Origin of the sequence: Phenylobacterium sp. (assembly GCF_036821595.1) — a bacterium.
GTDB lineage: Bacteria > Pseudomonadota > Alphaproteobacteria > Caulobacterales > Caulobacteraceae > Phenylobacterium.
This window is the reverse complement of sequence record NZ_DAISJG010000070.1, coordinates 8,495-10,115: the sequence shown is the minus strand read 5'-3', so window position 1 is coordinate 10,115 and position 1,621 is coordinate 8,495. Positions and strand designations below refer to the sequence as shown.

The following is a 1,621-nucleotide window of genomic DNA, read 5'->3' as shown; positions in this document are numbered from 1 at the left end:
GGCGCGCCGACCACGCCCGGCGAGGCGCCGGCGGTGCCGACCGGCGGGGTCGGGGCCACGGCGGGGGCGGAGCCGTCGGCCGGCACCGTCCCGGTGACGCCGGCGTCCGGCGTGGTGAGCGCCATGTTGTCGGTCTTCGGGGCCGAGGTGTCGGGCATGGCCGCGCCGACCGCGGAGTCCTGCGGGGCGGTGCCGGTGGGCCGGTCGCAGGCGGCGAGCGAAAGCGCGGCCAGGCCGGCGGCGGCGAGCATGATCTTCATGGGTCGGGTCTCTCCCTTGGGTTCGGCAGCCTCAACGCCCGAACCGCCGCCGGAGTGCCCTCAGGCCAGCATCGCGGCGAGCTTGCCCACCGTGTTCCAGTTGCGCGAGGTGCCCGGCGCGCCCGGCGCCCGCGCATTGGCCAGCTTCGAACGCCCCGACCCCTGCGGATAGGTGATGTAGAGGCAGCGCGGTCCGCGGGCGATCATCTCCCCGTCCAGCGCCCACCGCTCCAGCGGCGACAGGTCGGCCGGCGGCTCGCCCTTCAGGAACACCGCCATCATCCGGCTCGGCTGCTCGCGGGCGAAATCCCCGAACGGGTTGGCGTCGATCACCGCCAGCAGCTCCGCCCGGTCGCGCACGAAGACGTCGGTGGCGAGACCCATCTGCGCCTTCAGCGCGTCCTCCAGCCGCCGCTCCACCGCCTCGGCCGCCGCGTCCGTCCCGAACACCGCATTGCCGCTGGCCAGCAGGGTCTGCGGCGCGTCGTAGCCGAGCCCGGCCAGCAGCGCCCGAAGGTCGGCCATGACCAGCTTGCCCGTGCCGCTGACGTTCACCGCCCGCAGCATGGCCGCCACCCGCCTCATCGGGCGTCGGCCTCCCAGGCCAGGAATTCCGGCTGCTCGAGCAGCCGCGCGGCGTATTCCCCGGCCGCCCCATCGTCGCCGAAGTCCGACAGCTTGACGCCATAGGTCCGGAAGCGGGTCGCCACCGGCGTGTAGAAGGCGTCGGCGATCGACCAGTCGCCGGCCAGGAACGGCCCGCCGAACCGCCGCAGCAGCCCGCCCCACAGCTCCACGATCCGCCGGACGTCCCTGTGCGTCGCCTCCGACAGCTCCACCGCCCGCGGCTCGGCCGTCAGGTCCATGGGGCACTCGCCGCGCAGCGAGGAGAAGCCGGCGTGCATCTCGCAGGCCGCCGAGCGGGCCAGGGCCCGGGCGACCGGATCCTCGGGCCACAGCCTCGCCTGCGGGAACTTCTCGGCCAGCACCTCGCAGATCGCCAGCGAGTCGACGATCGTCACCCCATCCGTCTTCAGGGCCGGCACCAGGCCGCTCGGCGAGTGCGGCCGGATGGCCGCCCCGGTCATGTTGTTCTCCTGCCGCAGCTCGATCAGGGTCTCGGTGAACGGCGCCCCCGCGCGCTTCGCGACCAGCCAGGGCCGCAGCGACCAGGTGGACCACTTCTTCGTGCCGATGATCAGCTCCATGGGCGTCCTCCTCGAGACCAGCGTTCCGAACGCCCCTATTGCCGAACCCGAAAGGCTCCCGTCTAGTGGCGGGCAACGAGAAGAACGTTGACGGGTTGGAAGCTTGGGTATGGCGGACGAGGACTCTGGTCCCCGACGAGGCGGCGTGGCCGG

The 1,621-nt window shown here is 73.2% G+C and carries 3 protein-coding genes; all 3 read right to left on the bottom strand.

Features of this window, described 5'->3' with window-relative positions; all coding sequences use genetic code 11:
• A partial coding sequence (locus V7Z97_RS17500) for a hypothetical protein (RefSeq protein WP_334164721.1) occupies positions 1-260 on the bottom strand: 260 nt, incomplete at its 3' end.
• 60 nt (positions 261-320) lie between these two features.
• The gene (locus tag V7Z97_RS17495) at positions 321-845 is read right to left on the bottom strand and encodes a DUF1697 domain-containing protein (RefSeq protein ID WP_334164720.1); all 525 of its coding nucleotides are present in this window, start codon (positions 843-845) and stop codon (positions 321-323) included.
• The gene (locus V7Z97_RS17490; RefSeq protein ID WP_334164719.1) at positions 842-1,468 is read right to left on the bottom strand and encodes a glutathione S-transferase family protein; all 627 of its coding nucleotides are present in this window, start codon (positions 1,466-1,468) and stop codon (positions 842-844) included. The genes V7Z97_RS17495 and V7Z97_RS17490 overlap by 4 nt, the downstream gene beginning before the upstream one ends.
• Positions 1,469-1,621 lie beyond the last annotated feature (153 nt).